Source organism: Allocoleopsis sp. (genome assembly GCF_036703385.1).
Taxonomy (GTDB): Bacteria; Cyanobacteriota; Cyanobacteriia; order Cyanobacteriales; family Coleofasciculaceae; genus Allocoleopsis.
On sequence record NZ_DATNPA010000589.1, the window covers coordinates 1 to 6,757 of the forward strand.

Genomic DNA, 6,757 nt, shown 5'->3' on the forward strand with positions numbered 1-6,757 from the left:
TTTATTATCTGTTGAAGGAATAACAAGTGGCGAAGGGATTAGCTGGCGAGTAACTTTCGTTTAATTAATCTGAAGTTTTTTAATAGAAACTTCCTGTAAGTCTTGAGATTTTATAAAAAATTGCTATTTTTACCTGTATAGTCCCTGCTCATCTACACTAGTGCTTCAAAAAGCTTAAAGATTTATTTATCCGTATTTGAAACGCTTTGAAAATTCCGTAAAACCTGAAGGTTTCTCCGCATTTTCCCCAATAGCTGGTTAAAGAAGCCTGATTAGACATTGATTAACGAATTAGTCTCCATAGCAGTATTTATGGCTCAATTACTTGAAAAACGCCATGTTGAAACAAACTTCCCTCAACACAATCTTCCAACTCGACGGCGGTTCTGAACCCGTTTCACTCGAATTTACCCTCAGTGATTCCAAAGCAGATTTTGTCAACGAAGTTGGTGTTTTTGCAGTCGATGATGACTTAGGCACCATCAATGGTATAGCCCCCGGCACTCCAGAATACCTCGCGGCTGCCTTCAGTCGGAGAAACGTCATTTTCTCCGCCCTTGCCAACTCACCCTTTCCCAATTTAGTCTCCAAACGTCAACTCAGCTTTGAGAGCAACACGAGGCTGGGATTTTACCTGGTGTCGAACAGTACCACAGATAACGTCTTGGCTGATTTGGCAGCCGGACATACCCCAGCGAATGTCTTTTTCGCCCATGCCAATGCGAATGCCAATGGGTTTAGCTATTCGCAACTATTAGAATTTAGCAACAGCACCCTTACCCTAGGGTGGGAAGACCAGTTCGGAGGCGGTGACTCGGATTTCAACGACTTAGTGCTGAGAGTACAAGTAACGAATACCCCAGCGACGCCAGAAACAGTACTACAAAAACAGCGAGAACTCATTGATTTACGCAGCCAGTTTGGTTTAATCCCCGTCAATATTGCGGTAAATCGAGAGGCAGCTTTTAACAACAGCTTTGGATTTTATCGGATTGATGACTCCACAGGACGCATCGGCAATCTGAATCCAGGGAATGGGGGGTATGCCGAAGCAGCGATTAGAAATCGAGTGGACTACAGCCAAGGAATACTAGGAGAAGCACTGCTGGCACCGTTTTTCATTGCTAATAGCACTCCAGAAAACTTCCTCGCTCAAAACCCGTCCAATCAGCCGCATCAGGAATCATTGGCTTACTTTGCCTTTCTGAACGCCAACCCCGACAGCATTGACCACATCCGTTTACTAGGGGACAACACCTTTGCTTTTGAAGATTTATTCGGTGGGGGGGATTTTGACTATAACGATTTAGTCATTCAACTCAGTTTTCCGACCTCCAGCAACACCCCAACCCCCACTCCCTCCCCAACTCCCACGCCAACTCCAACTCCAACTCCAACCCCAACCCCCACTCCCTCCCCAACTCCCGGTGAGATACGGGGTACCCTGTGGAATGATATCAACGGAAACGGCGTTCGAGACAGGGGTGAACTGGGGCTAGCAGGCTGGAGTGTCTTTCTCGACCCCAATCAGAACGGTCAACTTGACGTTGGTGAGACATCCACGACAACAGACGCTAACGGTGATTATGCCTTCACCACTCTGTTGCCAGGAACCTACACAGTTGCCCAGGTGTTGCAAACGGGTTGGCAATCAACGTTTCCCGTTCCCAGTTCTCAGACGGTGAACCTCAACGATGGTCAAAGTGTTACGAATGTCAACCTGGGAAATCGTTCTATCTTAGAGCAACTCCAACTGACGCTGACACCTCTGGTCACGGGTCTGACTAATCCACTCGATATTACTCATGCAGGTGATGGTAGCGATCGCATGTTTGTTGTAGAACAAGGAGGTCGCATCCGGATTATCCAAAATGGCAATTTGTTGGCGACGCCGTTCCTCGATATCTCCAATCGCATCACGGCTGGAGGCGAGAGAGGTTTACTGGGCTTAGCTTTCCCGCCGAACTACGCGACTAAAGGTTACTTTTACGTCAACTACACCAATACAGTTGGCGATACCGTCATTGCTCGCTATCGCCTCACCAACAATCTCAATGTTGCCGATCCTAACTCGGAAGAGATTATCTTAACGGTTCCACAGCCCTTCGCTAACCACAATGGTGGACAACTGGTGTTTGGCCCTGATGGTTACCTCTACATTGGTCTGGGTGATGGCGGTGGTGCTGGAGACCCGTTCAACAATGCCCAGAATCCCCAGTCCTTGTTAGGTAAAATCCTACGCATTGATGTGGAATCGGGGGGAGTACCCTATACTATCCCTGCGACTAATCCCTTTGTCGCGACCACCGACCCCAATAACTTGTATCGTGATGAAATTTGGGCGCTGGGTTTGCGGAACCCGTGGCGTTTCTCGTTTGATCGCATAACGGGTGACCTTTTCATTGGCGATGTAGGACAGAATGCGATCGAGGAGATTGACTTCCAACCCTCTACGAGTAAGGGTGGCGAAAACTATGGCTGGAACATCATGGAAGGGTCTACTCGTTACAACAATAATCCCGGTGATATTACAGGCTTTGTACTCCCCGTAGCAGAGTACGACCATTCACTGGGACAATCCGTTACTGGTGGAATGGTCTACCGAGGTCTGAGTGAGCCGAGTCTACAAGGCATTTACTTATACGGAGATTTCATTAGTGGACGTATCTGGGGGTTAAGGCAAAATAGCACCGGATGGGAAAACTCGGTTCTTATCGATAGCCCTTACTTCATTTCTACGTTCGGCGAAGATCAAGCGGGTAACTTGTACCTCGCTGACTACACGAATGGTGGTATCTATAGCATTGCTGTTTAGTAGTAACCCAGTATCGCATCATCCAGCAACAGCTTGTGAGAAAAACCTCGCCTTCTCCAGAATCGAGTCTGATACGGAATCGGCGATACTAGAGCAACCGATAATGTCCAGCTAATTCCGGAGAATGACTGCTATGAGGAATCCTGTGTTCAACAGTCCCAAGCTGCTGGCGAAATTCTCAGCCCTAAGCCAATGGATAGCATACAGCTTATTATTAGGGCTACTCACTTCCACGAGCAACAGTGCGATCGCCCTACCAACTCAGTTACCCTTAGTCGCTCAATCCCAAAGCACTCCTACAACCAACAGGGTGCAAACCCAATTACAAGGACGATGGGAAGTGAAAGACCCAGTTTCAGGTCAAACACTGACACTGATTTTCACACCAGACAACAAACTCTTCATGCTTTTGCCATTGGGTTCTGGTGCTCCTGTGGCGCTGCCTTTTGGATACCGCATCAACCCCACCCCTAAACCCATGCATCTGGATGTGATATTACCAGAGCCTAATCAAGTCGTACTGACAATTTTTGAGTTAACGGATAAAGGTCAACTGCGCCTGCAATTAGCAGGTACCAACCCCGGACAACCTCGACCAACCGCTTTTACAGCAGATGCAGACGTATTCCAAAAGATTTCTGAGGAAACGACATTACCTCCAGATGTTCTAACGGCTGCTGACATGAAGACGCAAGGTGAACAAATGACGGCTGACCTTGAAAGACAAGCCCAGACAGCTCGAGAAACTGAAGGTAAACTGAATGTTGCTGCCATGAGTCGCGCCCAACAAGCCTTTCAACTCGAATTTGAGAAATTTGCGCCCAAATTTGAAGATATAAGTATTGGATTTCAACCAGAAACAGACAATTATAGCTACCGGATTGTACCCCAAGGCAACCAAACCCAAAGTGTGATGATGACGGCTCGCTCCAAGCGTCCTGAACTGAGAAGCTACACCGGTGCTGTGTTTGTCGTTAAAAGTGAAACAAATGACATGATAACCATTACAGGAACTTGTGAAACAGATCAACCCTCATCTAAACCACCAGCGATGCCAGCGACTCCTAGACAAAGCACGGATAAAATTAAATGCCCTGTTGGTTCCCATCTAGTTGGACGATGATGCTATTACGAGTAAACTACTTTCACCTATAGCAATCCTAAATCATTTATGAGATTAGCTTTTTTAACAACCACAGAGGCACAGAGGGCACAGAGAAGAGAAAGGGAGATTCTCATGTATCATTTAGGACTGCTATAGTATTTTCTCAATAATCTGTCCAGATAAACCTTCAACTACATCCGCAGGTAGGTTATTCCCTCCAGCAGCTTGTTCTGCTGATTCTCATGCTCTAGGCCAAAGAAAATAACTCTGTATGAATAATCATTCACTATTAGTTGATGCTACTCCCCATTTAATTTCACCTCCTATTTCTCCCAACCGTTCCACGAATTCCTCTCCCATGAAACTGGGAATCATGGCATCTGGAAGTGGTAGTAATTTCGAGGCCGTTGCTCAAGCCATCAAAGACGGGCAACTCAACGCCCAAATTCAAGTCTTAATTTACAATAATCCCGGTATCAAGGCTGTAGAAAGAGCTGAACGTTGGGGGGTTCCTTCTGTACTACTCAATCATCGAGACTACAAACACCGAGAAGAGTTAGACACGGCTATTGTCGAAGTTTTGCAGCAGTATCAGGTGGATTGGGTGGTGATGGCAGGCTGGATGCGAATTGTCACACCTGTGTTAATTAACGCCTTCCCTGACAAAATCATCAACATCCATCCCAGTTTATTACCCAGTTTTAAGGGCGCTCACGCAATAGAAAAAGCCCTAGAGGCAGGTGTGAAAATTACTGGCTGTACAGTACATTTGGTGTGCCAGGAAGTGGATAGTGGCCTGATTTTGGTACAAGCCGCTGTCCCGGTGTTGCCAGAGGATACACCAGAAACTCTTCATGCTCGAATTCAAGTTCAAGAACATCGAATTTTACCACAAGCAATCGCGCAGCTTGCCCCTAGGACGACTTCAGCAACCCTTTAAGCAAGTTAAGCGTTAAAAGAGTATCTTATGGACAACGGTTGTTATTGACTCGACGATTACTCAGTACTTTTAAAGGAGCTGGTAAGGCTCCACTTCGTAACTGTATAGCTAACTCTTGGGCAGATTGAAGTGTAAAGTTACCAGTAATCACAGCACTCCCACCAGTAATGCCAGTTTGTGCATATTCTTGCCCAACTACGGGAGAACTAATTAGACTATTGTCTAGGAAAACACCAATCGCACGACCTGTACCTGCCAAGTCTTTGGTCAACTGAGCAAACGCTTTCTCTCCTATGTCATCAAAACGGAGGGTAATTTCCCAGCGACTACTGTCTGGAGTAGGCTGAGGGTTAGAATCTTTGAGGTTTTTACCACTTAAATCGGTACGTTCAAATAAGTTGGCGATCGCTTCTTGACTTCTATCTAGGGCTTGTTGATTTTCCGCCAGCGCCTTTGCATCACCCGTTTTCCTCAATTCGTTCTGCTTTTGTAGAAGTCCTTCCCTGACTTGAAGTTCAATGGGTAGCTGTGTTTCTGTCCCCGATTTCTGCTGGCGAAAATCCAACTCTCCTATGCCACCCAGTACTCGTTCTGCCTGTTGCGCGTCCTTCTCATCCGGGAGTTGAATCAGCAGTTGCTCTTGATTAATTGTTTGTATTGCCGCCCCTCTTATACCCAAACCACTAATTCGCTGCTTCAAGATGTTTTTCACAGCATCGCTGAGTTCAGGCGTGATGCCACTAGCCTTTGTGGGAGGTTGAATTTGCAGGGTTAATTCCATCCCATTAAATGGACAATGAGCGCGATCGGAGATTGGTTGACCAACTAATTTCTGTAGCCCACAACCTGTGAAAACTAATACGAGTGTGAGTGGAAAACCGATTAATTTTACTAACACAGTTGTAAGGCTTAACTGTTGTTTTGGGTTAGACATGGCTAAAAGAATGCTGTCATAGCGCTTATCCACAGTTTCCTATATCCCGCCATGTTTAACTTATGCAAGCACCTCAACACCATTAAGCTTCAGCTCGTCTGTGATCCAATTTCCACAGATAACTGGAAAGCAAATTAGTAACAATATGAGCCACAATCGGTACGAGTAAATTCCCCGTTGCCAGGGCGCTAAATCCCAACAGCAGCCCTACAGCGGTTGCCCAAACTACATAAGGCCATTGCTGTGGCCCACTCAAGTGCAAAACACCAAATAGCAGGCTGGAAGCAACAACCCCAGTGGCATTCAACCCAACAGCGGGCAGCATCACACCCCGAAACAACAACTCTTCACTCATCCCAGGTAGCAACCCCAACCAAATTAAGTCGGGTAAGACTAAGGGCTTCAGCACCATTTGCAGGTAGTAATCAGCACTTTGGCGATAAGCAGGCCATAAACGATAGACTAAACTACTTAACGCCGTAATGCCCAGCGCTATACCCAGCCCTAAAAGTAACGCTTCAGCCGTGCCCTGTAGGGGCAGAAGTGTTACTGAACCCAAGTGCAGCCAAAGCTTGGCAATGAATAGCAAGACAAGAGCCGTCACCCCCATAGCAATTAACACTTGGGTGCGGGTTAGAGGTTCAATGTCAGGTTGATCTGGAAGCTGGTTTGCCACGAACAGATAAGCAATGCAAAGAGGATAGGGAGAGGCTGAGAGCCTCAGCACTGATGCCGGCACGATGAGCGACTAAAACGCCCAGTGCCTCTAAATATGAGTTTACTCTGATTGCTTTAATCCCCAAATCTTCTGGGGAGACTTGCATGGAGGTTTGGTTTTCCTCAACCGCAATAATTTGAGTTCGCGACTGGCGGCTGAAACTGAGTAAAGCACTTCCCCCACAAGCACTTGCTGGGACAACGATCGCATCTACGTCCGACGCCCAAATATCTCCGGCTGGAGAG

General features: G+C 46.8%; 6 protein-coding genes. 3 read left to right on the forward strand and 3 right to left on the reverse strand.

Going from position 1 to position 6,757, the window contains the following annotated elements; genetic code table 11:
• Nucleotides 1–337 precede the first annotated feature (337 nt).
• The 3 genes from V6C93_RS28375 (at nucleotide 338) to purN (ending at nucleotide 4,860) form a co-directional block, all read left to right on the forward strand.
• Nucleotides 338–2,815, forward strand: coding sequence for a PQQ-dependent sugar dehydrogenase (locus tag V6C93_RS28375; protein WP_333480027.1), 2,478 nt, complete (start codon nucleotides 338–340; stop codon nucleotides 2,813–2,815).
• 133 nt (nucleotides 2,816–2,948) lie between these two features.
• Nucleotides 2,949–3,938, forward strand: a complete 990-nt coding sequence (locus V6C93_RS28380; RefSeq protein ID WP_333480028.1) for a type IV pilin-like G/H family protein — start codon at nucleotides 2,949–2,951, stop codon at nucleotides 3,936–3,938.
• A 253-nt stretch (nucleotides 3,939–4,191) separates the two neighbouring features.
• Nucleotides 4,192–4,860: a phosphoribosylglycinamide formyltransferase gene (gene purN / locus V6C93_RS28385; protein WP_333480029.1), complete on the forward strand. Its 669-nt coding sequence runs from the start codon at nucleotides 4,192–4,194 to the stop codon at nucleotides 4,858–4,860.
• A gap of 25 nt (nucleotides 4,861–4,885) precedes the next feature.
• On the opposite strand, the gene V6C93_RS28390 is transcribed toward purN, so the two are convergent.
• The 3 genes from V6C93_RS28390 to V6C93_RS28400 form a co-directional block, all read right to left on the reverse strand.
• Nucleotides 4,886–5,827 (reverse strand): preprotein translocase subunit SecD, encoded by a 942-nt coding sequence (locus tag V6C93_RS28390; RefSeq protein ID WP_333480030.1) that lies wholly within the window; start codon nucleotides 5,825–5,827, stop codon nucleotides 4,886–4,888.
• 49 nt (nucleotides 5,828–5,876) lie between these two features.
• On the reverse strand, nucleotides 5,877–6,470 hold the full coding sequence (locus tag V6C93_RS28395) for a CPBP family intramembrane glutamic endopeptidase (protein ID WP_333480031.1): 594 nt from the start codon (nucleotides 6,468–6,470) through the stop codon (nucleotides 5,877–5,879).
• On the reverse strand, nucleotides 6,442–6,757 hold a 316-nt coding region (locus tag V6C93_RS28400; protein WP_333480032.1), incomplete at its 5' end, for a DUF3326 domain-containing protein. The genes V6C93_RS28400 and V6C93_RS28395, both read right to left, overlap by 29 nt.